The sequence below is a fragment of the Sphingobium yanoikuyae genome, from assembly GCF_034424525.1.
Taxonomy (GTDB): Bacteria; Pseudomonadota; Alphaproteobacteria; order Sphingomonadales; family Sphingomonadaceae; genus Sphingobium; species Sphingobium yanoikuyae.
This window is the reverse complement of sequence record NZ_CP139979.1, coordinates 1,036,942-1,063,300: the sequence shown is the minus strand read 5'-3', so window position 1 is coordinate 1,063,300 and position 26,359 is coordinate 1,036,942. Positions and strand designations below refer to the sequence as shown.

23 protein-coding genes are annotated in these 26,359 nt (G+C 58.5%); 10 read left to right on the top strand and 13 right to left on the bottom strand.

Going from position 1 to position 26,359, the window contains the following annotated elements; genetic code table 11:
- The first annotated feature begins 25 nt into the window (after positions 1-25).
- Both U0025_RS04885 and U0025_RS04880 read left to right on the top strand, forming a co-directional pair.
- Complete coding sequence (locus U0025_RS04885; RefSeq protein WP_004211670.1) at positions 26-1,447, top strand: conjugal transfer protein TraH; 1,422 nt, start codon at positions 26-28, stop codon at positions 1,445-1,447.
- A gap of 14 nt (positions 1,448-1,461) precedes the next feature.
- The gene (locus tag U0025_RS04880) at positions 1,462-5,250 is read left to right on the top strand and encodes a conjugal transfer protein TraG N-terminal domain-containing protein (RefSeq protein WP_004211669.1); all 3,789 of its coding nucleotides are present in this window, start codon (positions 1,462-1,464) and stop codon (positions 5,248-5,250) included.
- Here U0025_RS04880 and U0025_RS04875 read toward each other — a convergent pair.
- The 7 genes from U0025_RS04875 to U0025_RS04845 all read right to left on the bottom strand — a co-directional run bounded on the left by U0025_RS04875 (position 5,247) and on the right by U0025_RS04845 (position 10,723).
- Positions 5,247-5,693, bottom strand: coding sequence for a hypothetical protein (locus U0025_RS04875; protein WP_004211667.1), 447 nt, complete (start codon positions 5,691-5,693; stop codon positions 5,247-5,249). The two genes, U0025_RS04880 and U0025_RS04875, sit on opposite strands and share 4 nt — an antisense overlap.
- Positions 5,694-5,887: 194 nt before the next feature.
- The gene (locus tag U0025_RS04870; protein ID WP_004211666.1) at positions 5,888-6,415 is read right to left on the bottom strand and encodes a hypothetical protein; all 528 of its coding nucleotides are present in this window, start codon (positions 6,413-6,415) and stop codon (positions 5,888-5,890) included.
- The gene (locus U0025_RS04865) at positions 6,412-6,702 is read right to left on the bottom strand and encodes a type II toxin-antitoxin system TacA family antitoxin (protein WP_247650515.1); all 291 of its coding nucleotides are present in this window, start codon (positions 6,700-6,702) and stop codon (positions 6,412-6,414) included. The genes U0025_RS04870 and U0025_RS04865 overlap by 4 nt, the downstream gene beginning before the upstream one ends.
- Before the next feature lie 150 nt (positions 6,703-6,852).
- Entirely contained in the window at positions 6,853-7,506 is a 654-nt protein-coding gene (locus U0025_RS04860; protein ID WP_004211664.1) for a DUF2971 domain-containing protein, read from the bottom strand.
- 3 nt (positions 7,507-7,509) lie between these two features.
- Entirely contained in the window at positions 7,510-8,094 is a 585-nt protein-coding gene (locus tag U0025_RS04855; RefSeq protein ID WP_004211663.1) for a hypothetical protein, read from the bottom strand.
- Between the two features lie 58 nt (positions 8,095-8,152).
- Complete coding sequence (locus U0025_RS04850) at positions 8,153-9,562, bottom strand: hypothetical protein (RefSeq protein ID WP_004211662.1); 1,410 nt, start codon at positions 9,560-9,562, stop codon at positions 8,153-8,155.
- 18 nt (positions 9,563-9,580) lie between these two features.
- On the bottom strand, positions 9,581-10,723 hold the full coding sequence (locus U0025_RS04845; RefSeq protein WP_245968202.1) for a class I SAM-dependent methyltransferase: 1,143 nt from the start codon (positions 10,721-10,723) through the stop codon (positions 9,581-9,583).
- A 282-nt stretch (positions 10,724-11,005) separates the two neighbouring features.
- Between U0025_RS04845 and U0025_RS04840 the strand changes: the two genes are divergently transcribed.
- Together U0025_RS04840 and U0025_RS04835 are read left to right on the top strand one after the other, a co-directional pair.
- Entirely contained in the window at positions 11,006-11,689 is a 684-nt protein-coding gene (locus U0025_RS04840) for a hypothetical protein (protein ID WP_051156925.1), read from the top strand.
- Positions 11,628-12,416: an RES family NAD+ phosphorylase gene (locus tag U0025_RS04835; protein ID WP_245968203.1), complete on the top strand. Its 789-nt coding sequence runs from the start codon at positions 11,628-11,630 to the stop codon at positions 12,414-12,416. Before U0025_RS04840 ends, U0025_RS04835 begins: the two co-directional genes overlap by 62 nt.
- 159 nt (positions 12,417-12,575) lie before the next feature.
- Here the strand turns inward: U0025_RS04835 and U0025_RS04830 are convergent, their stop codons facing one another.
- Positions 12,576-13,319, bottom strand: coding sequence for a LuxR family transcriptional regulator (locus U0025_RS04830; protein WP_004211656.1), 744 nt, complete (start codon positions 13,317-13,319; stop codon positions 12,576-12,578).
- 483 nt (positions 13,320-13,802) lie between these two features.
- Here U0025_RS04830 and U0025_RS04825 point away from each other — a divergent pair, with 483 nt between their 5' ends.
- The 5 genes from U0025_RS04825 to U0025_RS04805 all read left to right on the top strand — a co-directional run bounded on the left by U0025_RS04825 (position 13,803) and on the right by U0025_RS04805 (position 18,553).
- Positions 13,803-14,840, top strand: coding sequence for a KpsF/GutQ family sugar-phosphate isomerase (locus tag U0025_RS04825; RefSeq protein ID WP_323156756.1), 1,038 nt, complete (start codon positions 13,803-13,805; stop codon positions 14,838-14,840).
- A complete protein-coding gene (locus tag U0025_RS04820) occupies positions 14,779-15,630 on the top strand; it encodes a 3-deoxy-manno-octulosonate cytidylyltransferase (RefSeq protein ID WP_004211654.1) in 852 nt (283 codons plus the stop codon). Before U0025_RS04825 ends, U0025_RS04820 begins: the two co-directional genes overlap by 62 nt.
- Before the next feature lie 22 nt (positions 15,631-15,652).
- Positions 15,653-16,507 (top strand): 3-deoxy-8-phosphooctulonate synthase, encoded by an 855-nt coding sequence (gene kdsA / locus U0025_RS04815; protein ID WP_004211652.1) that lies wholly within the window; start codon positions 15,653-15,655, stop codon positions 16,505-16,507.
- A 76-nt stretch (positions 16,508-16,583) separates the two neighbouring features.
- The gene (locus U0025_RS04810; RefSeq protein WP_037491273.1) at positions 16,584-17,657 is read left to right on the top strand and encodes a mannose-1-phosphate guanylyltransferase/mannose-6-phosphate isomerase; all 1,074 of its coding nucleotides are present in this window, start codon (positions 16,584-16,586) and stop codon (positions 17,655-17,657) included.
- 32 nt (positions 17,658-17,689) lie between these two features.
- Positions 17,690-18,553, top strand: a complete 864-nt coding sequence (locus U0025_RS04805) for a class I mannose-6-phosphate isomerase (protein ID WP_004211649.1) — start codon at positions 17,690-17,692, stop codon at positions 18,551-18,553.
- Positions 18,554-18,750: 197 nt separating this feature from the next.
- On the opposite strand, the gene U0025_RS04800 is transcribed toward U0025_RS04805, so the two are convergent.
- Positions 18,751-19,326: a hypothetical protein gene (locus U0025_RS04800; RefSeq protein ID WP_004211648.1), complete on the bottom strand. Its 576-nt coding sequence runs from the start codon at positions 19,324-19,326 to the stop codon at positions 18,751-18,753.
- A 478-nt stretch (positions 19,327-19,804) separates the two neighbouring features.
- The gene (locus tag U0025_RS04795) at positions 19,805-21,448 is read right to left on the bottom strand and encodes a putative bifunctional diguanylate cyclase/phosphodiesterase (RefSeq protein ID WP_004211647.1); all 1,644 of its coding nucleotides are present in this window, start codon (positions 21,446-21,448) and stop codon (positions 19,805-19,807) included.
- Between the two features lie 150 nt (positions 21,449-21,598).
- On the opposite strand from U0025_RS04795, the gene U0025_RS04790 reads away from it, so the two are divergent.
- Positions 21,599-22,795: an IS256 family transposase gene (locus U0025_RS04790; protein WP_004211645.1), complete on the top strand. Its 1,197-nt coding sequence runs from the start codon at positions 21,599-21,601 to the stop codon at positions 22,793-22,795.
- 692 nt (positions 22,796-23,487) lie between these two features.
- Here U0025_RS04790 and U0025_RS04785 read toward each other — a convergent pair.
- The 3 genes from U0025_RS04785 to U0025_RS04775 form a co-directional block, all read right to left on the bottom strand.
- Positions 23,488-24,669 carry a Fic family protein gene (locus U0025_RS04785; protein ID WP_004211644.1) on the bottom strand — a complete coding sequence of 394 codons (1,182 nt, stop codon included), beginning with the start codon at positions 24,667-24,669 and terminating at the stop codon, positions 23,488-23,490.
- A 219-nt stretch (positions 24,670-24,888) separates the two neighbouring features.
- Positions 24,889-25,473 carry an OmpH/Skp family outer membrane protein gene (locus U0025_RS04780; RefSeq protein ID WP_004211643.1) on the bottom strand — a complete coding sequence of 195 codons (585 nt, stop codon included), beginning with the start codon at positions 25,471-25,473 and terminating at the stop codon, positions 24,889-24,891.
- Positions 25,474-25,475: 2 nt separating this feature from the next.
- Positions 25,476-26,261 (bottom strand): SapC family protein, encoded by a 786-nt coding sequence (locus U0025_RS04775; protein WP_004211642.1) that lies wholly within the window; start codon positions 26,259-26,261, stop codon positions 25,476-25,478.
- Positions 26,262-26,359: the final 98 nt, after the last annotated feature.

The following is a 26,359-nucleotide window of genomic DNA, read 5'->3' as shown; positions in this document are numbered from 1 at the left end:
CTCCATCCATCGAAAGCTGCCTGCCATGGCCACCCTGCGCCGTCTGAGCGTACGCACCCTGCCGTTTGTTGCCCTCGCTGCTCTCTCTACGCCAGCCCAAGCTCAAGGCTGGGCGGAGAGCTGGTTCGACAATGTGACCTATACCAGTCCCGGCAGTTTCGAAGACCAAACCAGGGGCTACGTGACCGCGGGTGGCATGTCGGGCCGGGTTGATGTTCACAACGATTACTTGATGAGCGTTACGCTGCCCAAGGTTAAGGCGGGCTGCGGCGGCATCGATATGTTCCTGGGCGGTATGTCGTTTCTGGACCCGGACTATCTCGTTCAGAAGCTCGAGAGCATCCTGCAGGCCGCGCCCGCCGTGGCGTTCCAGTATCTGCTGGAAACGCTCGACGAGAAGATGGGCAACATCATCTCGAAGATGGAGGCGGCGACCAATTTCCTGAACTCGATCCAGGTCAACGATTGCCGGCTCGCCAACCGCATGGTCCAGATCGCCAAGGGCGACGACAACATGTCGGGCATCATCGAGGAGATGACGGGCTACAAGTCGGTCAAGGAAGGCTTCTCCAAAAGCTATCAGCACAGCCGCGAGAAAATTCAGGCGAACGCCAATAGCCCAACCGAAGATTTGAAGGACGCGCTCGAAAATTGTCCAGCGGAGGTCACCGAGATCTTCAAGACGGGCTCTCTCCTCGCCCATGCTTCCGCACGCGTCGGCGCGTCCGACTGGGCGGGCGTGATGCGTGCCAGGGTCGGCGACGTCTACATGCGCTGGGACCCGGCCGACAAGGTGCCGATTTTCTCAGCCATTCCCGCCTGTCCGCGCCAGGATACCGAGAGCGTCGATGATTTCCTGACCGGCAAGGTCCAGTCCCGGACGCTTGCGATCCCGCCGACCGCTGCCGATTGCTCAGTCGATGGAGCCGGCAAAGGCGCGCTGATCCTCGCCCGCTCGCGGATGGATTCAATCGCTACAAAGATCCGGACCCGCAGCGCGCTGACGGCCGATGAACGGCAGTTCGTCGCCAACGTGAAGACATTGCCGATCTATCGTCTGCTGGAATGGGGCGTGCGTCAGGGCGTCGTCGACAGTGTGATCGGCGACACCGATGAACTTGTCGCGCTGACGCTCGCCTATCAGATGCTCAACGACCTTACCCGGTCGATCGACTTTGCCGTGTCGAACGCGGAGCGCGGTGTGAGCGTGGCGGGCGCGAGCGATGCGGGTAACGCCAAGGTGTGCCAGACGCGCATCTTGACCAAGGGCATCGAGCAGTTGCGCGACCTGCGGGACGAAGTGCTGCGCCAGCGCGCACAGATGCGTCAGTCCTATATGGCTGCCCTCAATCAGGCGAACCTTTCAGCCAACTATGCCGGGGTCGTTCGCCAGCGCGACCGAGACGCCCGCGATGCCGCCGGCGCTGCCGCCAACCGCAACCGCTGATCGGGATCAGCCCCATGAAACGCATCCTTCGTGCCCTGTCGGTCCTGACCGCCCTGCTCACACTGTCGTTTACGGCAACACCTGCGCTGGCGATCGACACCAGCTTCCACACGTATGACGGTTTTGCCGAGACTGTGGACGCCTTCCGCCTCGTCTCCATGATCTTCGGCGACCCGAGATATGAAACACTGGTGCTGATCGTCGCAGTGGTTGGCATTGCCCTGGGCGCGCTGCTCGCAAGCGTCAAAGGTTCTGGCATGGGCATCGTGGCCTTCGGGTTCCAGATGCTGATCGGAGTTGGGCTTTTCGTCGGGCTCGTCGCCACCACCGGCACGGTTCATATCTATGACCGGGTGCGCAATGCCTACCAACCTGTTGGCGACGTCCCGAATCTGATTGTTCTCGTTGCTGGCATGACCAACATGATGGAGCGTGCGCTGGCCGAGGTCATCGACGACAACACGACGGACCCCCATGCCAAGCTGGAATTCGGCGCGGGCGGGCATAGTTTCGATCTGTTCCTGAACGCTGCGAGCCCACGCGGTCCGATGACCGATGTATTCCTGGATTCGACGATCAAGGACTATGTGCGTCAATGCTATCCGGTGGCGCGGGTGTCGCCCGCCTACGGCGTCGATGACGATCAGCTCTTTCGCACGACAACGGACCTCCCCGCAGCCTTCGCGGCGATGGCGGGTCCAGCGACGTTCAGCACCGTTTTCACGTCCTCGGATAAGGCGGGAACGACGGTGAGTTGCAACGAGGCATGGGAGCATATCTCTACGCGGCTGTCCGAACCGGCGCTGTTCGATAATTATGTCGCACAGGTCTGCACCCGCACCGGCTATGACATCGCCAATGCTGCTCAGCTTCAGCGATGCCGGGCCAATATTGGCGAGCTCGGCGGGATGATGATGGATAACCCGGCTTCGCTTCAGCAATTCCTGACCAGCGTAATGCTTGGCAGCACAATAGGCGACGTTCTGTTTGAGGACAGTCCAGCCACGGCCGCCCGCGTCATGGCCAACCGCGCCGTAGTCTCGTCCGGGCTCGCCACAATGTCGACGGCCAACGAGTGGATGCCGACGATCCGCGCCACAGTGTTCGGGATCATGCTCTTCATGATGCCGGTGGCGCTGCTGTTCATCCTGACGCCGATCAACCTGCGCGTCGCGAGTTTTGCCCTCGGCCTGTTTGTCTTCGTCGCACTTTGGGGCGTGATCGACGCCGGGATCTATCAGCTGACCCTGGGTCGCGCGACCGACGTGCTGGCTGAGATGCGCGCCAACAATGTCGCGGCGAACGCCTGGATGCTGGCGCCGTCTTCGGCAATGAAGGCCCTCGCGATATTTGGGTCTTTCCGTACAGCCGCGGCCGGACTTGCTGGCGCCTTCGTGTTCACGGTGTTCCGGTTCTCGGGCAATGTGTTCACGGCTTTCACCAGCGGCGCCCTCGGAGTCCAGGGCCAGGGCACTGCCGCCGCCGCGCCCCTCACAACGAGCGAAGGCTATGCCGGCGCTCTCGAGGCGCAGTCGAATGCGGCCGGCACAATGGCCCGGCGCAGCGCGACATCAAGCTTTGGCGACTTTGGCGAGCGGTCCAATTTCGGCGCAAACCGGGCCTTCGGGGCGGCAAGCAGGGTGATCGGCGAGCACGGGGGAGGCGCATCCGGAACGGCGGCATTCGGGCTAGGCGGACTCGATGCGGCACGCGAAATGGGCGGCCTCTCCCCTGCCCTCACCGGGCGGAGCCTTTCCGACCCCGCGACCGTGCGCGCAGTGCGCGACAACGCCACGACATCGGCGATCCATAATTTTGCCGAGAAAGACGCGCTCCGAAATCTGGGCACCGGCTATTTTGGCGAGGGCCAGTCCGGCGAACGCGCCTTTGCCGCCTTCGCGCAGAAGATGGTCCAGTGGCGGGCGTTCGGGGATCAACGGTCCTACGACATGATGATGCAGGGCGCGCAGCGGCACTTCGAGCGCAATGGTTACGACCAGAAGGATGCCGCGCTCAAGGCGTCGACGGTGATCGCCCAGGCGTCGGCCGATCCAACCTTCGCCAAGCTCATCGCCAATACCTATGACCAGGAACAGATGCTGCGCAACGACCTGACCGGTGCGCAGGTCCAGGTTGGAGCGATGGAAGGCCGGAGAGACTTCGCAGGTGACAATGTGACACCGATCGAGCGGCGGAACGTCGCAACCGAGCAGGCCCACAGGACCGGGAGCAACGAAGGGCAGCGCAACGCCTCATCTATGCTCGGCCTCCCCGTTCAGGAGACCTCCCGCCGCATCGCCTTTATCAACGCCCTCTCCGGCGAAGCCCGCTCCTCCGCCATTACCCAACTCTCCCGCGCCACCGGCCGGAATGAGGCCCAGGTGCTGCGCGCATTGGAGACATACAACGCCGCCGTGCAGGTCGGCACCGCCGACGGCGCAACGGCCGAGGCAGGCCGTGAAGGCACCAGCGTCTATGGCCGCACGCGCGAGGCTGCCGGCTACGATTTCGCTGAACGCTCGGGCAAGCTCGACGCACAGCGCGAGGTCGGCCATGACGGCACACGTTCAGCCGCCCGCATCGGTGAGCAGCGTCGGCAGGCCGACAATGCCGGCTTTGCGGAGGGCGCTGCCGCGGCGGGCATGTCGGTACGCCAAGCGGCACGTCTAGATAGCTTCGTTCGCACATTGAGCCAGGGCGTCGGCAATCAGACGGATATGGCCGAGGGTGGCGCGGCCGGCATTGCGGATCGTGCGCGCAACGAGCGGTTGACCCGTATCGTCGAGAATGAGCGGCTCACCCGCATGCAGCAGCTGCTTGGCGAGCATGGCGTTACCATGTCGAAGCGTGAAATCGCCATGGCACAGAATGGCGACCTAAGCCTCAACCTGACGCCGGAAACTGCCGCACAGATGTGGCGCGGTGGCCTCATCAACGAAAGCCAACTAGGCGCCATTGCCAATGGCGGACGCGCGCGGTTCAGCTTCGCCGAGAATGATGTGCTGGTTTCCAGCTCGGTCGGGTTCCAGCAATCCGGGCGCAGCGATACCAGCACGCGGTTCGAGGCGGGGAAGCAAGCAGGCCCTGACACCATTGAGCATTTCCTGGGCGGCGGCGAACAGGGCCAGGCGATGATGCAGAACTGGCTGCGTGGCGGGTTCGAGATGGACCGGCACGGCAACTGGCGGCTCAATCCACAGGTAGCGGACACGCTCACACGGGATGTGCAGTCCATCATCGCACAAACTGGATGGCAGCGCGGGCTCACCCGATCTGCACAGGATCAGACCACAATGGGGACCAATGTTGGGCTTGAGCTGGGCGGTGGCATTTCCAATTCGGAAACGGAATCGGAAACGACCGGCGGTAGAGGTGGAGTGCCTCAGAAGGGGCAGAAAGCTCCACAAGGACCGGTAACACAACAGGCCCATACAACTAACGGCCGTGTCGGCGCGAATGTAGGATTTACAAGCCACGATGTGGGGGTCACGAATGAGACTGCAAGATCGTCCCTAGATGTAGTGAATCACGATGTTCGCAACGCCATAGCCGCCGCCGAGCGGGCCGCTGCCCGGTCCGGCCGCCCGGAAGAAGCCTTCTCGCGGGAATTGTCTGATCGTATCCTGGGGCCAACTGGTATGCGAAACCGCTATCTTCACGATGCCGACGCAGGGCGCGCCACTTTTGATGTGACCGGTCCACTCACATCGATCGAGCAGAATTCTATCCTGAAGTCTGGCCGGTTCTCGACCGATATTGACGGGAGCCCAGGTGACGGCGACGATAGCTTCAAGAAGCGTTAGTGACGATCCGGATGCTGTAGGCTTTCTGGACTGCCGATATACAGCCCTCCCGATCGCGGATGGTACATGTCTACCGACGGATGCGGGTGCCCAAATTTTCGACCGTCGACCTCATCGCCAAACGGATCCAAATCGACATTGAGCAGCTCGGCCCCATTTCCATCGCCGGAAATGGGTCGCCTGCCCAGCAAGTGCTGCGCATAGCCAACGCCCAGCACCATGAGTGCTGTCATCGGAAAGAACAGAATGTTCAGAAAGCCCGCCAGCGCGCTTTCGTAGAAAGCTGCCAGCGACAGAAACCTCGTCGATGCGGCCATACCCGCCCACCAGACGGGGATCGTTGCCCACCAAATTTTGGCATACCAAGGGTGCCAGAGCCAATCCGCCAGCTTTTGCTGCGGCAACTTCACCCCATTTTCGTCGATGTTGATGGCAGCATTCATCAAACTTGTCCTCAGAATTGGACTGTAGCAGAAAATGTGGCGGTGTTCCATCCTTCGCGAACAGATACGGAGAGCACCTCAAGCGTGAGGTTCGATTCTGGCTCAGTTGTGTGAATCGAACTTGTAGTCAACTGCCTTATGTTCATCGAGATAAGCGAAGTTCTCGCGCGCATCTCGTAATGTGGTTTCTCTAACTATAATTGGCCTACGTTTCTCAATTCGCTTTCCAGCGTCGTAAACGGCAAGACGAGCGTCAGTGGTTTATCTTGCAGAGGGACCGCACCGTAACTTGCATACCAGGCAGCGGCACGCTCACTCTTTGCATCGATGATGAGCATGACCCCACCGACTTCAGCGGCGACGCGAATGCACCTACGGCCGATCGCCCCCAGGAGTTGCCCGCCGAGCCCCTGTCCCTGCTGGCGAATGTCCGTCGCAAGCCGTGCGAGCCGAAAGCCGGGCACTTCATGCCTTGCGAGGCCACGCTTAACCAACTCAGGTGTATCGGCATAGTTCATGCTGCCGGGCGCGATGCTGTAGAAGCCAAGAACCGTTCTGTTGTCGGAGTCATCGATCGCCAGGAAGGTCTTGGCTCCTCCGGCCTCGTGGCTTTGCCGCGCATAGCGTTGCAGGAAGGTGTTCAGTTCCTCATCGCCGCAGTCGAACAAGGCTCGGTCATGGGCTTTCGAGATCGCTTCCTCATGCCACGAAGGAAGCATCATGCTCGCTTTGGCATCGCGGCGATGGCCGCGCGTAATTTCGCATTCGCCGGAGGTGGGTTGTCGAGCAGATCAAGCACGAGCAGGCTGTCTCTCTCGCTTAGCTTCGTCCGCTCGGCCTCTTCGATCACGCTTTCGGCGACACGAAGAGCCGATCGCGTAACAAAGGTGGTCAAATCAGTATGATTGAGCGCAGCCGCCCGGGCGAGCAAAGCCTTTTGCTCCGGTCGGATGCGCAGGCTCATGCGCTTGTTGTCTTCCACCACAGCCCGGGGCATCGCCACCTCCATTCGTACAATTTCAATTAGTACGCGAAATGATGCTGTTGGTCAAGATATGTACACCTTGAAGGAGTACGTTGCACCCCCTTTTCAAAATGCGGAGGAACCTCACTGGCATCACCATGCGTTCGCCGCGTGCGGGCGCATGGTCGACACCGTTCAGGACCAATAATCCTTCTTCTGCTGCGTCACCACTCGGAAGGATCTGAAGGCAAGCCGCGCCTTGCGTTGCCGTACTTCTCCAGCAAGATCGCCCAGCGCGCGCGCCAACTCAACTCGCGTCACTGTGCAGGCTGCGCCCACAATCACCTCGCGCAACGCAAGCTTGGGAGAAAATTCAGCAAAATATTTTCCGCTCTCCCGGTCCATATCCTCAAGTCCAACGAAAGCGCGGACCTCGTCCTCATATTTCCAATGCGTAAACTTGATGCAGGACAGCTCCAGCATGAAAGCTAGCCCCTTTTCCTCATCGTCCAGGATCGCGGGGTCAAAGGGCACGCGCTTCGCTTGATACTGAACCGGCTTGACGATATCGTCGGCTACATCGAAGCCAAGGCAAAGCCCGGAATGCTTCCCCGCATAATGCGACCATTGAACCGGATTATGCCACTTGCGACTGAAGCAGAGCAGACCTGCTCGCTCCGCCATCTGTGCCTTAGCGTGACGAAAGGCGGCACGCTCATCCGCGGTCCTGGATGCCACAGCCAATAGCTCGAACGGATCGTTGAGTTGATCGAACGTCGCGATCTTCAAGCGCCGGCGCTCGATGTTGGAGATGCCGTGTTCGGCAGGGACAAAGTGATAGAGGCGCATGATCTACGAATGCTTCCCAGGCAGCGTGGCCTGATCGCCCCTTCCTTCCCTCGAGAAGAGCCGTGGGCGCCAGGATCGAGGCAGGGTCGCCATGTCGCGGCGTGCAAAATGCCTCAACCTTGCAGCGGTATCGCGAACGGCGATACGTCCATCATCAACGTCTTCAAAATAGCTATCGTGCCGAATCGATAGCTGCTTTTCGAGGCTCGTGATCTGGTGGCTCACCTCATCGGGCAGAATCCAGCTCTCGCTGGCGATCAGGATGAAAAGCTGGTCCCTCGTCGAGCGGAACTCGTGATTGTCCGCTTCTTCCTCCGCCTCGTCACGCTCCCGGCCCCTGACTTCTGCATTGTAAGAACGTTCATAGGATCGGCGCATCTTTTCCAGCGCTTCGAATATCGCGGAATAGGCACGGGCTTTCAGTTCCCACGCCCGTTCGCGATAGGTCTTTCGTTCGGTCAGGACGACGCCCAGCCATATCCCGACTAACGGGCCGATCAGTGTAGTAATCAGCGGCAAATATGGCATCGAACCCTGACCTAACTTCTTCGCTGGTCTGGCCAGTCGTGCATAGCCGGACATCAGCATCTAACCTTCACCTCCGGACCGGCGGCATCAGATACACATGCATGCCGAACACTGACGATTAATGACAGCATGTGTTTGTGCTCCATAGAAGCGCCCCGCGCGCCCTATTGGAGAGCATCACGACGTTTCCATCGTTCTTCACGTAGAGAGCCGCATTCGGAAAACCGGGCGATGCGCTCGACCAATAGGGAACATTGACGTTGTTGTAGAGAACGAGATTGCCGTCCGTCTGAAAAGCCAGCCGCCCCATGACGCTCGCGCCGGCCGTGTTCGATGCCCATAGCGGCGTGGCATTCATGTATTGGACCACGTTAAAGTCTGATTGCGCTCTGAATGTGAACCGCCCATCCGGTGACATAATGGACTGATTGGAAAGCAGCGTCGTCCCCGGCGCGGCGTAGGTTGCAAGGCTCTCATTGAGCTGATGGAAGTTGATATCAACGACACCATTGGTCTGCGCCATGACGGTATCGAGCATGATCTGCGGCGTGTTCAGCGCAACGTAGTTGGTCTGGTCGCGGCAATCGACCCTGACCCAATCCTGATTGCCCCACCTATCAAGGCCGGGATGGCCTGTGGAAGAGACGTTCATGACCTTGCAACGGGACTGCAAGGGGTAGTTTGTCGATTCAGGATGGCAGATCGGAGCCGTAGTCCCGCGCTCCTGATAGCAACGACTGCGAGGAATCCACGCCTCCCAACGGGTGTAGCCATACTCTTTGGTGAAGTAGTAGCGTTCCAGCGCGTTGTTCTGCTGGGACAGATTTTCGGCCGCAAAGTGATCGGACCGAATCGCAGTGAGCAGCTTTCCCGTCTCAAATTGATATTGAGCAGGTGCATTCCAATAGGTTCGGCCTATTGAGCTTCCACTCACGCAACCAGGGCGATTGGGGGTAAGTTGAATATGGTATGTGGCATGGGTAGCCGAATTTGTTTGCGGCCATGAACTCGGTGCCGAAGGAAGGGGGAACAATCTCCAACCGCCCGCACGGGCGCCCGGCGTGGAATAGCTCGCTGATCTTGACCAAATCTGATCGTAGCAGCCGCCATCCGATGTGCGGATGAAGGACGCGCTGGTAGTGAATGTCACGTCAATCAAGTCGTAACCGTCACGGGCTTCGGAAAAGCTGAATTGGAAGTTCGAGTTAAACCCTCCCTGAAGGTTCTTCGAAACCATGATTCGGGTGTAGCCATCGGTTCCCAGAACAGGGAATGAGTTTGTGGCCGAATACGTTGCCCCCGTAACGCTATCGAAGTCTGTAACAATATAGGGCGAGTTTTCGTAAAGGCCGATGTTGCGCCGGTTCGGGCATGTCGCAGGATCGCCCGCGACAACTGCGCCAGACGAATTCAAGCAAACATCCTGCGTTAGATAGTCGTATAGCTCGGGGTGTGCTTGAGCATGAGCGGACGAAAAATTTAGTATTGAAAGCAATACGGCCGCTAGCGGAATAAAGTAGTTTCTCATTGAGACCTCCTATTCCCATTAATCCGTTAAATTTCCATTCGCCGACTTTCTGATAATTATCCCAAATGAAGTGCTTATAAATCCATCTATTGCGATCTTTAAATGGATGGGATCGCCTAATTTCTTGGCATGATCGGTTTTAGGATCATAGTGCCACGGCGGTAGATCAATAAACTGATCCATCGGGTGTTCGCCAAAGTCGAAATTTAGTGGCGCAACTTCGTGGCCCTTTTCCGCCATATGTCTGGCGAATTTCTCGATATGCTTTTTTTGATAAAGCACTGTCAGCCAGTTATCTATTGTCGGCCCATCATTCTCGACGTTCATTTCGAGCGTATGGATAGCCAATCCACCCGGCGATAAAGTATCGAGCGAATTTTCAATGAAGCGCAACCCGGCATCTATAGACCCAAGATGCTCAAGTGCACAAATCGACCAGCAAAAATCATAACCTCGAAGATCGCCTGGAATATTATTCATATCCACTGTTCGAATGGAGACAAACTGTTCGAACGTCTCCTTGTCGATCAGGTGCGATTGAAACGGGATTGGCGAAGAACCGAGATGTTGGTTGCTGCTGGCCCAACCGGCAGCCTCCGCGCTGGCGGCTGCCTCATCGCTCGCTGTGACCTGAACACCCTGTGCGGCCAGATAGCTAGGTATCGGTTCCGCGCCGCAGCCAAAGCCGAGTCCGCGCTTCCCGCTCGTCATGTGGCCGTTCTCATAGATCGCTTGGAGAACATACGTCAGTTCCCAGAGCTTTCGGTGATAGACGATGGCCGTTTTGAGTTGTGCCGCCCAATGGGCAACCCACTGGCTTTCAATGTCGCTTTGCGTCGATGCTTTCGAATCAAGGCCAACGAAGTGAGCTTGCGTTTCGGCGTTAACGGGCAATGCCGCAGCCATTTTCCGGCCTAGATCATAGCCGAACGCCTTCATATTCAGTTCGAGTATGCGGACGTTCTTCACAATATCGTTGAGCGCATTGAGATTCGGCTGAGCATCGTCTGTCACCAGATCAAGCAACCGCTTTAGAATGCGGTTTTTCAGTCTAGATCCCAGCGACACTTCGGAATTCCCTCCATCCAACGGAAGGAACGCACGCGCCCCCTCTATCATAGGGACACGCGAAAAACGAAAATTGGCAAGCTCCAGGCGCATAAAACCACCAAGCCTACATTGTCCCATGCGATCCGTTGGGAGCCGCTTTCGTTGCGTCCAGCAAGACAGTCCGGAAAGCTCTCAGTCCAGGCTATGTTTTCAGAGACATGGCATTGCCCAAGTTTCGCTGTTGCGCCTCGACCTCGGTCATGGCCGCTTCGGCCACCAGTGCGATTCCGATCGACAACCTCTGCCCCTGCAACAGACGAGGTGGGTGGCCGATATTGATTATTTAGGATATTACGCTATATCCGTATCCGACATATCCGATTGGATCGATTCATGGCAACGATTTATCCCGATGAGCCAGGCGCTGTTGCGTTCGAGACTCTATCCGGCACGGCAGCCGAGGTTCGCAAGAAGCTTCGGTCGGCCGACGACGATCAAGTCGTCGCGCTGGCGCTGGAGCATGGAACTCCGAAGCTTCGGCAGGCGCTCGCTCAGGCCGTCACTCTTATCACCCCGCTCATTCTCGCGCGTCTTGCCCGCCGTGATCAGGAAACGCTCGACAAACTCGTCGACGCGCTCGTTCCGCAAGTTCCGCCTCCACAGCATCTTGTCGCAGAGGCCAGAATGAACGCCGAGGCACGGACAGAGGTGCTCATGTCGGCCGAGTGGCTAACCGCCGCGCAGCTCTCCGAACTTGCGGGATTCAGTGGCCAGAACGCCAGTGCCCAGCCCAACAAGTGGAAGCGCGATGGAAAGATTTTCGCCGTCCGCCAGCAGGGGAATGACTATTATCCTGGATATGCGCTTGACGCCGACGCCAGATACCGTCCGCTGAAGGGACTCGCGCCCATTCTCAAGCGTTTCGGAAACGATCTCGAGGACTGGGACATCGCTATCTGGTTCGCTTCGGTGAACAGCTTCCTGGGCGGCGTCCGGCCAATGGATATGCTTAAGAGTGATCCTGATCGCGTGCTGGCAGCCGCTCAAGACGAGATCGACGGCGTCCTGCATGGTTAGGAAAAAGGGCACCATCACCCCGACGCCTAGCCCTGCCCCGCTCGCTCCAGCGCCGGTGATTCCAACCGCGGCAAGCACGGGCGTCATCATCCCGACGCCTCCTACCGATCTCGCCAAGCTCATCTGCACGACCACCTGGCCAAAGACGCGGCTGATCCACCGCATTCATCAGGACCGTTTTCGGGGAGAGGAGTTCAATCCGGGGCCGGATGGTAATGCGCGCTTCAGCCCCATCTGCGATGCCAAGGGCAATTCGATCCCGACCATCTATGGCGGCGAAACCTTCGACTGCGCGGGGATGGAATCCGTCTTTCATGACGTACCCTTCGCGCCCGGGCTCAAGTCTCTCGCGAAGCGCAAGCTCAGGGGGCACCATTATTCCCAAGTGCTCGCGACGACCGATCTGCTACTCGTCGATCTCAGCAGCACGGCTTTGCGAAATCTCGGGATCAAGCGCGGTGAGCTGATTGAAACCGAAAAAGACGTCTATCCCCAAACCCGCAAATGGGCAGAGGCGATCCACGCGCAATGCCCTGATGTGCAGGGTCTGTGCTGGGTATCGCGCCAGGACGATCGATCGCTGGCCATCATGCTGTTCGGTGACCGGACCGGGACGGCCCCGCTATCTGCACACGCATCGGCGGTGGATATCGTCAACGACGCAGCGACCTACGCAGACATCATCAAGCTGGCGGAGCGCATTGGCGTCAACATCACTGGCAAATAGATCGCTCAGCGATGAGGCTGCCGGCAGCGCCGATACCCCCTCCCCCTCCTCGCGCTACGCTTCCTCAACCAAACCCCTCTGCGAAGAGGCAAAGCAATCGCTCTAAGACGGTCGGGCGGCACCTCGCGATTGTCGAACCTGCTAATCGTCGCCGTGAGGTTATTCGCTGTCGTTCACTTCTCTTAGTATCTGCCCATCCATTAAGGCTCGGGCGACGAGAGCCGACCGTTTATAAACGCCGTAACGTTGCATAGCGACCGATATGAAATATTTGACCGTGGCTCCACCAAGACCAAGGATCTTGCCGATTTCCCAATCGGTCTTGCCGAGCGCGACGAGTGTCGTGCATTCAGCCTCCCGACGGGTGAGCTTGGGGCCAGCATTCCGCCGTGCGGGCTGATACAGGCGCAGGGCCATGTTGAACCCGAAAGAAGCGATGACATGAAGTGCAGCCAGAAGGTCGGGTGTTGCCTCAACGACCCGGGAGGCTGCGAAGGTACAGGACGCGCGCGGTTCTCCCGGAACATGCAGAGGCACCGTCACGCCATGCGAAAGACCATGGACCCGCGCCGCTCCGAAGAGCGCCAGTTGCGGTTCGCGTAGGGAAACTATCGCTGGTATTTCATCCCACGAAAAAGGTCGATCAAGCAGCTCGCTGACTTCGTAGACGGGATCGAACACATAGTGATGATTCTCGATGTAGGAGTTTATGAATTCGGCAGGGTAGTTCGTCACCACCAAGGCACGTTCGGCGAGGCGCGGCAGATTCCCGTGCTGAACCAGCGCCACATGATCGAAGCCCATTTGCTTCGCACCGCGAGCCAGGCTTTCGCAAAGTGAATCGAATGACGTCGCCTTGAGAATCTGTGAGAGAATGTCGCGCAGGTGAGGTCCAATAAACACAGGATTCCTCCTTGCTGGAACGGGACTCCTCAATCCGGCCGCGCGCGTGAATCCAAAGCCGGGGTCGCTCGTCCATGGCCAATGCCATGGTATGCGGCCCAGGCGGTCGCGAACCACACTGACACACAGGCGTCCTTGCCTTTACGCACGGAACGGGAGTCACATTTCTGCAAACAAATGATGCAACCATACCTCGTTAGACACTTTGAGCCGGTCATTCTGGCAATGGCCGTAGAAACTTTTTGCTGCCAATTGAGTCCGTTCTCGCGGAATCCTCGTGCCCACGCCCGGCAATCGCAGCAATATCGGCCTATTTTCCTTCAGGAACGGCCTCGCGAGATGATTGCAGGCCACTGGTCTCACCAGGGGAATGAAGCCGCCTCGTCGTGAATTGCGAAATGTCGCTGAAGGCACTTTCGAAGACGGCGGCCGTCCAAAACTGCGGAAAGCCGTAATTGTTGGCTTGCAGCCCCCCGGATAGGCGTGAACGGCAAAGTTGCCGAAGGAACAGCATCCATGTCTGATTGCACGTCGTTCCCCAGCCTAGCCTACTCTTCAGGCCCGGAACGGCTCGTGGCGCTGGGCCGAAACGTCATCGCAACGGAGGCGGAAGCGCTCTGGGCCTTGGGAAACGAGCTCGACCAGTCCTTCGGCCACGCCATCGCGACACTTCAGCAGACCAAGGGACGTATCTGTGTCTGCGGGCTTGGTAAATCCGGCCATATCGCGCGAAAGATCGCTGCGACGCTTTCCGCCACCGGCTCCCCAGCGATCTTCCTCCACGCAAGCGAGGCGGTGCATGGCGACCTGGGCGCATTGCACGAAGCCGATACGCTTCTGATCCTTTCCAATTCCGGCAGCACTCGCGAATTGGGTACGATCCTCTTGCGCGCGGATCATATGAATATTCCGATTGTTGCGATTACGTCGGCCCGCGGTTCGCGCCTTGCCGAAGCGGCCGAGACTTGCCTGTTTCTCCCCAACAAGGCGGAGGCTTGTCCTCACCAGAGCTCTCCGACGACATCCACAACGATGATGCTCGCTCTGGGTGATGCACTCGCGATTACTCTGATGCGGTTGAAGGGCGTTACAGCCGCAACGTTGCATAGCTTTCATCCCGGAGGCCGGCTTGGTCTCGACCTTGTGACGGTAGAAAGCTTTATGCATCGGGGAGAGCAATTGCCCATCGTGGCAACCGACGTTTGCATGCAGACCGTCGTCGCCACAATGAACGAAGGTGGTTTTGGCGTCGCCGCAGTTGTCGATGAAAAAGGACATCTTGAGGGCGTCATTACCGACGGAGATCTCAGGCGGCATGCTCATTCGCTCCGAGGAGCAGTCGCACGCGATGTCATGACACGTAATCCCCATGTGCTTTTCGGAGGCATGCTAGCGCGAGACGCGCTGGAGATGCTCTCAGACGCCCGCATCACGTCACTGTTAGTGATGGATGCCGAGGATGAGCGGCGGATTATCGGTCTCGTTCACATCCATGATCTGCTCCGTCTCGAGATCGGTTGATATGCGCGTTACCATCGTCATCCCTGCCCGCTATGAATCCTCGCGGTTTCCGGGAAAGCCGTTTGCGCAGCTTAAGGGAGCCTCTGGGACTGAACGATCGCTGTTGGAGCGCACTGTCAATGCTGCCTTGGCCGTCTGCCCTACAATTGAGGTCGTTGTAGCAACCGACGACTCCCGGATTGCGGACGCTGCCCGCTCAGCTGGAGCCCGTTCAACCATCACGTCCTCTCTGTGTTTGAATGGCACTGAGCGCTGCGCTGCAGCGATTGAGGATGGTGCCGTTGACGCCGACGTCATCGTCAACCTGCAGGGAGATGCGCCCCTCACGCCACCTAGCGCCATCGCTGCCCTCATTTCAGAAATGAGCACTGACCCCACTGTCATGGTCGCCACCGCCATGACGCGATGTGGCTCTGACACGGTGACCCGGCTGCGCGCAGACGAAGCAGCAGGCCGCATTGGCGGCACGACCGTCGTCACGGATGGGGCTGGAGATGCGTTATACTTCTCCAAGCGGCTGCTGCCTTATGGCGGCGGTAGCGTTGAATGTCCGATTTTTCTCCACCTTGGCCTGTATGCCTATCGCCGCCGTGCGCTCTTACACTATGCAGCCCTGCCCCCCGCTCCGCTCGAAGCAGCCGAGGGACTGGAGCAACTTCGTTTTCTGGATGAACGCATCCCGATGCGAATGGTAGAGATCAGCGAGCCAGCTGGTGGTCTCTGGGAGGTCAACAACCCCGGCGACATTTACATCGTCGAGCAGGCTCTCGCGTTGCGTGGTATCGCGTGATGGGGTTGGCCAAATGTCGTCCATGATGTTTCGCGACAGGCAGATTGGGCAGGAAAGCCCCCTCTTCCTGATCGCCGGCCCTTGTGTGCTGGAGTCCCTGGAATTGTCGTTGCGTGTCGCGGAGCGGTTATCGCAGATCGCTTTCCGGCATGACATCCTGATCATCTTCAAGGGCTCGTTCGACAAGGCAAATCGGACTTCACTGACATCCTATCGAGGTCCAGGACTTGATGACGGCCTCGAAATTCTCCGCTTGGTCGCCGAGAAGACGGGATTGCCCGTTCTGACGGATGTTCACGATCCCGCTCAGGTCAAGTCAGTGGCTGAGGTCGTCGATATACTGCAGACGCCCGCGCTACTTGCGCGCCAGAGCGACCTGATCGACGCGGTTGCGCGCTCAGGCCGGGTCGTCAATCTCAAAAAAGGGCAGTTCATGGCCCCCGGAGATATGGCGCACGTGCTCGATAAAGCGCGATCTGCGGCCGTTGCAGCCGGCCAGGATCCGAACTCGTTTCTCCTCTGCGAACGTGGCGCCAGCTTCGGCTACAACAATCTGGTCACCGATCTGCGGAGCCTTTCCGTCATGGGTGACACGGGCGCACCAGTCGTGTTCGACGCCAGTCATAGCGTGCAAGCACCCGGGAGCCTTGGGAACCGATCGGGCGGTGAGCGCCGATATGTGCCGCTGCTGTGTCGGGGGGCGGTGGCGGCAGGCGTCGCGGGCCTATTCATTGAGACGCATCCCGATCCGACCAAGGCGCTGTCGGACGGCCCGAACTCCTGGCCACTCGATCTTCTCGATCCGTTGGTAGAGCAGCTCGTGGGTCTCGACCGTTTCGTCAAAGGCAGCCTTGCGGCCTATCCATCAGCACATTGACAGAAAGAGAAGGTACGAGGTTGCAGAAGGATTGGGTCGAACGCGATCAGCAGCCGCCGAGCGACACGCCAGGCGCATGAACGACATCGTTCCTGTTATCCTCTCGGGCGGCTCCGGGACGCGCCTCTGGCCCTTGTCGACACACCATAGTCCAAAACAGTTCATTCCTCTGCTGGGAAGCCAGAGCCTGCTGCAGCAGACCATCCTTCGCGCACGGCAAACAGGTATCGCGAAGGCGCCAATCCTGGTGACGAATATCGCCCACGTCGCTCAGCTTGAATGCCAACTGAAGGAAGTAGCTTGTGTGCCTTTCCGGCTCATACTGGAGCCCGAAGGACGCAACACGGCTCCGGCTATCGCCATGGCCTCCCTTGAGGCGCCGACCCCGAAAAGTTTACTCCTCGTCTTGCCGAGTGACCATATCATCAAAGATGTCGCTGCTTTTGGGGCAGCGATACAGCAAGCCGTGCCGCTGGCCGAGCAAGGGTGGATGGTCACATTCGGTATTCAGCCAGACTATCCCGAGACGGGATATCGCTACATCCGCAGCGGAGTAGAGATTTCGCACGGCGTGCATGATGTCGAGGCATTCGTCGAGAAACCGGGCGCGACAAGTGCTGCGGCGATGATCGCCGACGGTGGGCATTTCTGGAATGCCGGGATTTTCCTCTTTCGGGCTGACATCATGGTCGAAGCGATAAGAGCGCACGCTCCAGATGTTCTGGCGGCGGCTGAACAGGCTCTCGCATTGGCGCACCGCAGCAATTTCACTGTAGCACCTGATCCGGCCGCCTTTGGAGACGCACCTGCGACCTCGATCGATTATGCGGTGATGGAGAAAGCAACCAAGGTCGCGGTTGTTCCAGTTAGCATTGGTTGGTCGGACCTCGGTAGCTGGGACATGCTTCACGCTGTCGGTGAGCGCGATGCCGCTGAGAATATGGTCGACGGCAATGTAACGGTGATCGAAGGTCGCAATTGCCTGTTGAAGACTACAGGCCCTCTTATCGCAACGATTGGGGTGTCCGACCTAATCGTCGTCGTTACCCCAGATGCAGTGCTTATCGCCCCACGTGGCCGATCGCAGGATGTTCGCCGGCTAGCCGAAAAGGTTGGAAATCCTTCGGCGCCTGTGGAGTCCAACCGGTAGGTCGACGACATCGCAAAATTGGAGCCCTTTCGATGTTGCAGCCGAAGTTCCATGATCGCGGCGGAGCCGGAGGAGACGTCCGGTTCAGGCTCGGCTATGCCGAACTGCTCACGCCCCACTATGTTTCAAAACCTTGGGGTCGGAGACCTCTCTCGGATGACCCATCGGGTGGGCAACTGATCGGAGAAATAGTCTATCGGGTGCCCGACGTCGGTCTGACGATCAAATGGCTGCAAACGAGCAAGCCCTTATCCGTGCAAGTACATCCGCAAGGCGCAGGACGGAAAGATGAGTGGTGGTACGTGGTTGAGACCCAAGCTGAGGCTTACATCGATCTTGGGCTAAAGGAACCCTTAGCGCGGACGAAAATCGCCGAGGCAGCTCGAAACGGCAGCCTACCCTCATTGCTCAATCGTATCACTCCGGTCGTGGGTTGTTCCTATTTTATTAGGGCTGGCACAATCCACGCCCTCGGGCCTGGGCTGACCGTGCTGGAAGTTCAGGGAATGAGCGACGTCACCTATCGCCTGTTCGATTACGGGCGGGATCGTGCGCTTCATCTTGCAGAGGCGCTCTTCGAGGCGAGAACGGAGACCGGATCGGTTGAGGTCATGCCCGATGGCCTTGCTTCGTTTACGATCACTCGCTTCGATGTGGAGATCGATAGCCGTGTTACGGTCATCTCTGATCGGGCATGTCTGGCGATCGTGTCAGGCGAAGGGATTGTGGACAATCAAGCGTTTGCCGCGGACCAATGCTGGTTCGCGCATGGCCCCATGTCACTGCATGCAAAAAAGCAGACGTGCATTATACTCGTCGAACCGCGAAATGCGTCTCAAACGAGATTAAACTTGGCGGGGGCAAGCAAACTGACTCGTCCCAGCAGGTTCGCCTGACTCGGCGTGGCGCGAGCTGGGACATAACGGTCATTCCAACAATAACCGTGAATGGCTCTTTTCAGTAATTGCGGACGGGTTAGCTCGGGCGGCTCTGATCCATCGAAGTTGGCTGCGACCATGTCCGCAATTCTGACAAGCGAGGTTGCGATTGGCCTCCGGCTGGGCGCTGCGACCGACCGGACTCCAGCGATCGATCATGGGACTTTCTTTATTGTAGTCTGGGTTGGAACGGTTGACGCAGAGTGCTTCGGAGTAGGGCTGACGGGGCATGGCGCGGCGGCGGCTACCTTCGGCTTCGCGGCAAGCGGCAGCAGGTCAGCGGCCACCGCGACGGACAAGAAAAGGCTGCCCACAAGCATCGAAATCCAAAGGATATATCGCGACACATAGAGATAGGGGAAACCCAGCGGGCGGCCGCCCGAGCGGATATAATTCTCATACCCCACTGGCCCGGTTGCCGGATGCAGCCGAGGCTCCAACTCTTCCTTGATGTAGCGCTCGAGTTGCTTGACCGAATTGTAGCGCGAAACCTGCCTTAGGAAGACGACGACGCTGATCAGCACCGGCAAGATTAGGATCACGGTCAGACCCGCGTGGGTGAGCGCTTCATTGGTCAGCGACCAGGAGTAGATCGCGGCACAGGCCAGGGGAGCGATGGTTTCCGACCGGATGAGATCCTCACGCAGGAATTTGAGCCGGGCCTGCATCGCCTCATATTCGGTGATCAGGAAATTGGGCGCGGCCGGCGCTTGATCAGTAGTGGACGTCATGTCGATTAGCCTTTCCCCAACACGCCCGCGCTCGTTCAACTGACGAATCGAGTACACACGACTGGCGTCGAGGAACAACAAAAGTCACGCCCGGTCGAGTCAGATCGACGTGTCTTTGGCCTGCAACAAAATCGCACATTAATTGACGGGGTTACGATACTGTCGTTCAGTATAAATTGAGCCATATTGGCGCGATTGTAGAAAGGACGAGCATAACCGCCATCGGCGAAGGCATGGCGCAGCCACTGAAATCTCCGCGAGCACCAGCGGCGCGCCATCGCGGTCCTAGATGTCGGCGGTTTAGATCAAGGCGTGGACGAGATTGCCGTTGGTGTCGGTCTGGATGCGGGCCCTTCGACTTCGCTTGGGAGAGCCTCCAGTCCCGTGGTCTTTTTGCCCGCATCATATAAGCTAAAGTCGGCTACGGAATATCTCTGGGACTTGAGTCCTTGTGCGTGCTTAGCTCGATAGCGCGTCATCAGCCATTTCGCAGCATCTGAGCTAATTCCGACACCACAGCCGCCTCGACTTCATCTCTTCGGATATGACGCAATAGAAGCTGGCGAGTGATCTCGCTGCGATCCAATGCGCCGAAAAAATGATGGCCCTGTCCGATCTCACAGCCCAAACCCCGCAAACTTGCTGCCTGTTCAAGGGTCTCAATACGCGCGGCAATGACCTTCATGCCCAATGTCCTGCCGATATCCACGACGGATCGAACAATGGCACGACAGGCCTCCGAGGATTCAACCCTCGATGTGATCGGGTGATCAATTTTGAGGGCATCGACGGGAAATGAAAGCAGGTGGGTCAGCGAGGCATAGTCAGAACCAAAGTCGTCCAAAGCCAACCGCACCCCCAATTCTCTCAACTTGACGGTCGCATCCGCCAGAATCTGATTGCGCTCGCCAAGCGATGCCCTTTCGCGGAGTTCGAGGATCACGTACTCAAGAGGAAGATTTTCTGTCGCGCACGCCGATTCAATGTCCCGAGCAAGCGCACTGCCAAGCAGATCTGCCGCAGAGATGTTGAGCCCAACGTGTTGGAACGGGATACCGAGATCAATCCAACGCCGAACATCGGCAGCAACGATCGACAGCATCCGGCGCGTGATATCTGAAGCGATACGCGCATCTGTGAAAGCGTCATCAAACGATGCGGCTGGAATCACGTCGCCATCTACTGTCTTCAATCGGCAGAGCGCCTCCACCCCAACAATCTTGGCCGTGTCGAGACAAACCAGAGGTTGATAATATGCATCGATGCGATGCTCACGCAGAGCCGCCGCAACCATACTGATCGTGGAAAGTCTGTCGAAAATTCGACTTCCAATATCCGGACTGTATCGGACGAAGCCTCCGCGCCCGATATCCTTTGCGTGATAAAGCGCCAGGTCGGCGTGACGCTGCACCTGATCGGCTGTTTCGTCGGCTGCTAATGGCGATGCACCGCCCATCGTCGCTCGAGGCACCATCACATGGCCATCGCAATCGATCGGATGTTCGATTGCAGCGCGAATGTGCTCTGCGATGTGTTCAAGATTGTACGCGGCCTCCGGTGATTTCTGAAGCAGCACAGCGAATTCATCTCCGCCGATGCGGAATGCAGGGTCTGGTTCGACGGCTTTGGAAAGGCGAGAAGCCACCTTTTGTATCAGAAGGTCGCCAGCATGATGGCCGAACGTATCGTTCGTTGTCTTGAGGTTGTCGAGGTCGAGAAGCAGCAAAGCCCAGCTCGTCGGCTGCTTGCAGGACAGCTGGGACACCGCCTGTTTGAATCTCCCCTGATTTGGAAGGCCAGTAAGCGCGTCGATGTTCGCTTTCTGCTCCCGTTCGAACTGGCAATCATTCCGCTCAATGGCGATGCCACTAAGGCGCGCGCATGTTTCAGCCATGAGTTGCTCGTCTGGGGTTAGTTCCCGGCTTTCGCGCAAATATACCCTAAAGGCCCCTTTCAGGAGACCGGCGCTATCATGGACGGGCACCGATAAATGCGACCGTAGCTCCATGGACGGCGATAGGTTGCGCACATGATACTCGCGGGAATCGGTTGCGCTTTCGGGCGCGAGGTCGATTTTGTGCATAACCACAGCGGCTCCGCGCGGCTCGGCCTGCTCCCTCATCTGAACTCCGCTCTGAAGCGCCCCAGAGTTGTCTGAAGAAGCAGAGGGTCGTGTCCCACGGGGTGGTGTAGGAAGGTTTCCCTGAGAGGGTGGCCACCGTCGATCTTCTGGTAGGGTTCGGATGCGAACTCGAACCTGGAGAAGAAGACGATGACCGACGACAGAATGGCCCTTGTTGAGCTGATTGAGCAAGGGGCTGATAGTGATTTGGTGCGTGAGATGCTGGCTTTCGCCGCAGAGCGCATGATGGATCTGGAGATCGAGGCGAAGACGGGCGTGCCTTGCGGATCACGCAGCCCGGAGCGGCTGAACCACCGCAACGGCTACCGCGAGCGCAGTTGGGATACGCGCGCCGGGCGCATCGAACTAGCAATCCCGAAGCTGCGCAAGGGCAGCTACTTCCCGAGCTTCCTGGAGCCGCGCCGCACCGCCGAGAAGGCTTTGGCGGCAGTGATCCAGGAAGCCTATGTCCACGGCGTCTCGACGCGTTCGGTCGACGATCTGGTAAAGGCGATGGGCGCCAGCGGTGTTTCGAAGAGTCAGGTCAGCCGTTTGGTTGCCGAGATCGACGAGCGGGTGAATGCCTTCCTCACGCGACCGATTGAAGGCGAGTGGCCCTATCTATGGATCGACGCCACCTACCTCAAAGTGCGCGAGGGCGGACGGATTGTCTCGACGGCGGCGATAATCGCGGTGGGCGTCAACACCGATGGCCGACGGGAGGTGCTGGGCGTGGCCACCGGCCCGTCGGAAGCCGAACCTTTCTGGAAAGCCTTCCTGCGCTCTCTGGCCGACCGAGGCTTGCGCGGTGTGAAGCTGGTCATCGCCGACGATCACAAAGGGCTGCGCGCCGCCGCCAGCAAGGTATTTTCCGCGAGCCAGCAGCGCTGCCGAGTGCACTGGATGCGCAATGCGTTCGCCCATGCCGCGCCGAAACAACGACCCGCTGTCATTGCCATGATCAAGACCATCTTCGCGCAGGAAACGGCCGAGGCAGCGCACCAGCAGTGGGACCAGGTTGCAGATGCCCTGCGCGAGAAGTTCCCAAAGCTGGCCGACATGATGGAGGCATCACGCGAGGACGTGCTCGCCTACATGGCCTTCCCCAAGGATCATTGGGCGCAGATCTCGTCCACCAACCCGCTGGAAAGGGTCAACAAAGAAATCAAGCGGAGGGCCGACGTGATCGGCATATTCCCGAATGACGCTGCCGTCGTTCGTCTCGTCGGAGCGCTCATGCTGGAGCAAAACGATGAGTGGGCCGTATCGCGCCGTTACATGACGCTGGAAACTCTCGGCTCGGTGAGCCATAACCCCATTGTCAGCTTGCCAGCACTGGCCGCCTGACCTGAACCCGATCCTGCCGTAGATCGACGGTTCCTACACCACCCCGTGGGACACGACCAAGCAGAGGTCGCAAGAGGACGCAATTGGCCCTGCGGGTCCACACCAAGCACAGTACAAATCATGTTCGGGAATCGCTGGGATGGTGCTTCACAAATCTGCTCAAGGATCATTGAGAGGGGAGCGTTGGTTGCGATCAATTCAAGTATACCGACACGAAATTGGAGCATAAACGTCTCGAAGTTGAGAATATTCTCAACAATATTATCGTGATCGCGTAGAGGAGTGCTGACCGGAGAGCATGAATTTCAGTTTAATCATCCATTATGGATGGACATGCATGACCGCCCCCATTCAAGGCGATTCACTCGACCAATCCGCGCTGACCTAGTGTGCGTGGTCGAAGCGCTATGTCCATTTTTGTCGCTGGATCAATTCGACTGAGAGCAGCCTGGGTTAAGTCTTGCTCACTCCAGTTGACCGAATCATGGCCCTGCATGAGCTGTTGCCTTGTTCGAACGTATGTCTCGGCGTCTTGCAGACGCCCCAAAGGCCCCGGAAACGCAGGAGCGATTGAAGCGCTTCGCCTTTCTCGCGCTGTCAGTATTGCCTGTTGTCCGGAAGGAACCCATCGACCGTGCAGCATAGATGTATCTACACTGTTGATACGGCCATCTGCTCAGCAGGCCATATGTTTAGGCGGCCGTGGGGAGCGGGTCGGTCCCCTCGCTCAAGATGGCGAGATATCGTCGGTAGCTGAACACGCGCCCTCGTTTGCGCCCTGTGATTTCCTCGACGATACCAAATCGCTCCAGATCGACGAGCGCAGCATTGACCGTGGGCGCTGAGAGACCTGTTTTTTGAACAAGCTGATTGGCCGTCAGGAACGGGTTTTGCTGAAACAGATCGTGGATACGCAGCGCGGAGCCTGCCCGGTCACTGTCTGTCGTAATCCGCTCGCGGTCTTCCTTGAACAGATCGACGATCCGCGTGGCTGCATCGAACGCCTGATTAGCCGTATCCGCAACGCCGGTGAGAAAGAAGTCGAGCCAGGCTTCCCATGCCCCGTGCTCGCGCACTTCCTGAAGCAGGCGGTAATAGTCGGCGCGATGCGTTTTAAGGTAGAGGCTCAGATAGAGCAGCGGCTTGCGCAGCACACCGTTGACGCAGAGGTACAGCGTCACCAACAAGCGACCGATCCTGCCATTGCCATCAAGGAACGGGTGGATGGTCTCGAATTGGACGTGCAGCAGCCCGGCCTTGATCAGGGCGGGCAGACGCGAACCGTCCTCGTGCATGAAGCGCTCAAGCGCATCGAGACATGCATCCATCTCTGTCGGCGGTGGCGGCACGAATAGTGCGTTGCGTGGACGTGAACCACCGATCCAGTTCTGAGACCGCCGAAACTCGCCGGGATTTTTCGTGCCGCCGCGCCCGCTTTGCAACAGTCGCTCATGCATCTCGCGGATCAGACGTAGTGACAGCGGCAGGTTTTCGAGACGCTCCAGCCCATACATCATCGCATCGACATAGTTCGACACTTCACGAATGTCGTCGATCGGCTGGCCAGCCTGCGCCTCGGTTTCGAAGCGGAGCAGGTCCGAAAGAGTCGATTGTGTGCCCTCTATCTGGGATGAAAGGACGGCTTCCTTCCGCACGTACATATAGAGGAACAGTTCTTGGCGCGGCAGCAGCATAGTGATGCCGTCCAGGCGCCCCAAGGCACGTTCCGCCAGACTTAGCCGCTCCAGAAGGGCCAGCACATCAATCGGCGGCTGCGGCGGTAGCGGGGGTGGTACGAAGCCGCGCACGATCTCGCCCGCAACGGGGGTCTCGACAAAGCGGCCTAGCCGGATATTGGATGCTGATTCGGACATGCCCCACTATGCGGGAGCAGCCTTATTTAAGCAATGAGCCATTGGCTTAAATAGCGTCTCAACTAAGATAAGCGCACTTAAATAACCGTCGACACCATCATTCTGAGGGATACGCCCTCCGCGGACGACGGTAGCCACGAATTCGTGTAGCCGCCGTCTCATATGCGAGAGCTGTCATCACCACCGGCGATCGACTGTGCGGGAATGCAAGACAGCATCCTATGGCTGCTGTTGTTCGGGCAACCGCTCACGATCGAAATTGAAGCTTTGAAGCTTTGCATCAAGCCCCTTCACGACATCGGCAGTAAGGTCGTTAGCAAAATTGCCGCCCAGCGATGCGTTCCGATCGAGCAGCAGCCCGCATTTCCTACTCGTATAGGCTTGCGCGATGACCGGCTGCACCTCGGTTGAAATGCGTTCCATGGCCTTGGCCCGCGTTGCGTCAATTTCACGGCTGTTGTGGGCCGCCTTGCGCTGAAGAGCCGTCCAGCGGGTAGCGAGTCCGTCACGCTTTTGTTTGGTCTGCGCGTTGTCCGGCTGACCTTCCAGCGATTTTACCTCGGCCTCCAATGGGGTGCGTTGCTGGTCGATTTCGGCCTGTGCCGTTCGTGTCAATTCGGCCAAGCGCGTGGTGGCCGCTTTCGCCACAGCCGCGTTCGCGAAGATCGCTTCGCGTGACAAGAGACAAATGCCGGGGATCACAGGTCCACCGAGGCCTTGCGCAGGCGTCGGTGTTTGCGCCGCGAGAGATACAGGAGCCGCACCGGCGGCAAGGAAAGCGAGAATCGTGGAAAACCGAGACATTGTCAGTCCTTCTCATGAATTTGAAGGGCATCGCCAACGACCGCCGGCGCCCCCTCTTTTGGTTCTGGAGTTTTGCGCGACAAAAGCTCAGGGAATAGGTCGATCGAAGTAAGATGCAGGGTGATGAGCCCCAACCACCCACGAGCATTCCACTCTGCCAACGTTGGCCCATCGAGCGCTGAAAAGCGCTCAGCGTCCACCACCTTGAAGCCGTCACGCGCAATATTACGCCCATCGGGCAGAACAATCCCGACCTGCCGCTCTACGAGCAAATCACGGCCATCGAGCGCTCGCATGAACGCCACGGTGGCTTCGACTTCGCCGCGGAATGCCTCGCAGAAGGCCAGCGCACGCTCCGTCATCATCGCCGGCCGACCATTTTCGAAAAGGGGCTGACCTTCGTCTTCGACGAGACCGTCACATTCAAAATCGATACCCAGGATGTAACGGTCAGTCTCTTCAATCCGAAGGAAACCGAACGGATATCGGCGTGCGTAGGCGGGAATATAGATTCCTTCCGCCCAATTCCCTTCGTTAAGGAATGCGTTGCGACCATCGAGCCCTAGAATTGCGTGTGGGGTGCCATCGGCGCTGGCGAAGACTATGGGATAGTGCCGCGCCGCTCGCCCGAACTCGCTGACCACAATGGGAATAGAGGGTGTTTCAGCGGTGAAGGAATAGTCACCTTCCTTGAGCCGCAACCCCGAATGGAGGGTCACGTCAAGCGGCCGCAGGGAACGGTAGAACAGCGGCTGGGTCGGCTGGGGGCTCGTTTCGGGTGCGGCCATGGCTGGTCTCTCGATTCGCTCTGCGCAGTCAGCGAAGATCCACTGGCTGTTGGCAGCGTTCCTAACGGGGCAATCGCGCACTAACTATTGTGGACTCC

What these genes read in the sequence shown, in the direction of transcription:
- U0025_RS04865 (WP_247650515.1), bottom strand. Translation starts at nt 6,702, where the DNA reads ATGGAGGTGGCGATGCCCCGGGCTGTGGTGGAAGACAACAAGCGCATG.
- U0025_RS04795 (WP_004211647.1), bottom strand. Translation starts at nt 21,448, where the DNA reads ATGAGGGAGCAGGCCGAGCCGCGCGGAGCCGCTGTGGTTATGCACAAA.
- U0025_RS04875 (WP_004211667.1), bottom strand. Translation starts at nt 5,693, where the DNA reads ATGAATGCTGCCATCAACATCGACGAAAATGGGGTGAAGTTGCCGCAG.
- U0025_RS04785 (WP_004211644.1), bottom strand. Translation starts at nt 24,669, where the DNA reads ATGTCCGAATCAGCATCCAATATCCGGCTAGGCCGCTTTGTCGAGACC.
- U0025_RS04805 (WP_004211649.1), top strand. Translation starts at nt 17,690, where the DNA reads ATGTTGCAGCCGAAGTTCCATGATCGCGGCGGAGCCGGAGGAGACGTC.
- U0025_RS04850 (WP_004211662.1), bottom strand. Translation starts at nt 9,562, where the DNA reads ATGAGAAACTACTTTATTCCGCTAGCGGCCGTATTGCTTTCAATACTA.
- U0025_RS04840 (WP_051156925.1), top strand. Translation starts at nt 11,006, where the DNA reads ATGGCAACGATTTATCCCGATGAGCCAGGCGCTGTTGCGTTCGAGACT.
- U0025_RS04860 (WP_004211664.1), bottom strand. Translation starts at nt 7,506, where the DNA reads ATGCGCCTCTATCACTTTGTCCCTGCCGAACACGGCATCTCCAACATC.
- U0025_RS04780 (WP_004211643.1), bottom strand. Translation starts at nt 25,473, where the DNA reads ATGTCTCGGTTTTCCACGATTCTCGCTTTCCTTGCCGCCGGTGCGGCT.
- U0025_RS04800 (WP_004211648.1), bottom strand. Translation starts at nt 19,326, where the DNA reads ATGACGTCCACTACTGATCAAGCGCCGGCCGCGCCCAATTTCCTGATC.
- U0025_RS04775 (WP_004211642.1), bottom strand. Translation starts at nt 26,261, where the DNA reads ATGGCCGCACCCGAAACGAGCCCCCAGCCGACCCAGCCGCTGTTCTAC.
- U0025_RS04885 (WP_004211670.1), top strand. Translation starts at nt 26, where the DNA reads ATGGCCACCCTGCGCCGTCTGAGCGTACGCACCCTGCCGTTTGTTGCC.
- U0025_RS04810 (WP_037491273.1), top strand. Translation starts at nt 16,584, where the DNA reads ATGAACGACATCGTTCCTGTTATCCTCTCGGGCGGCTCCGGGACGCGC.
- U0025_RS04820 (WP_004211654.1), top strand. Translation starts at nt 14,779, where the DNA reads ATGAGCGGCGGATTATCGGTCTCGTTCACATCCATGATCTGCTCCGTC.
- U0025_RS04855 (WP_004211663.1), bottom strand. Translation starts at nt 8,094, where the DNA reads ATGCTGATGTCCGGCTATGCACGACTGGCCAGACCAGCGAAGAAGTTA.
- U0025_RS04845 (WP_245968202.1), bottom strand. Translation starts at nt 10,723, where the DNA reads ATGCGCCTGGAGCTTGCCAATTTTCGTTTTTCGCGTGTCCCTATGATA.
- U0025_RS04790 (WP_004211645.1), top strand. Translation starts at nt 21,599, where the DNA reads ATGACCGACGACAGAATGGCCCTTGTTGAGCTGATTGAGCAAGGGGCT.
- kdsA (WP_004211652.1), top strand. Translation starts at nt 15,653, where the DNA reads ATGATGTTTCGCGACAGGCAGATTGGGCAGGAAAGCCCCCTCTTCCTG.
- U0025_RS04870 (WP_004211666.1), bottom strand. Translation starts at nt 6,415, where the DNA reads ATGATGCTTCCTTCGTGGCATGAGGAAGCGATCTCGAAAGCCCATGAC.
- U0025_RS04880 (WP_004211669.1), top strand. Translation starts at nt 1,462, where the DNA reads ATGAAACGCATCCTTCGTGCCCTGTCGGTCCTGACCGCCCTGCTCACA.